The sequence below is a fragment of the Actinomadura sp. SCN-SB genome (genome assembly GCF_043906805.1).
GTDB lineage: Bacteria > Actinomycetota > Actinomycetes > Streptosporangiales > Streptosporangiaceae > Spirillospora.
The window spans coordinates 1-273 of the sequence record NZ_JBIMPP010000217.1 but is presented as its reverse complement, the minus strand read 5'-3'; the positions used below and the strand labels follow the sequence as shown (position 1 = coordinate 273).

Genomic DNA, 273 nt, shown 5'->3' with positions numbered 1-273 from the left:
GGTCAGCGCGTGGCGGCCTCGATGTTCTGCTGGGAGCGTTTGATGTCCTGGCTGCCCTGCTCCAGGGCGACGGCCATCTTGTCGAAGGCTCCCTTGGCCTCCGCCCACGCGCTACGGAAACGATCGGCCTGCGGGCCCCACCAGATCTCCGTGCTCCCGACCGTACGCCCGTTGAGATCCTTGATCAACGCGTCCAGGTTCCGGGAGTGCTTGGCGAACATGCGGGACAGCTCTTCCAGCGCCGCGATGCTGGCGCCCCTCTTGTCGGTCATG

1 protein-coding gene is annotated in these 273 nt (G+C 66.3%); it reads right to left on the bottom strand.

Going from position 1 to position 273, the window contains the following annotated elements:
• Positions 1–2 precede the first annotated feature (2 nt).
• Positions 3–273, bottom strand: a 271-nt coding sequence (locus ACGWYJ_RS39110; protein WP_395111772.1) for a WXG100 family type VII secretion target, incomplete at its 5' end; no start/stop codon positions are given.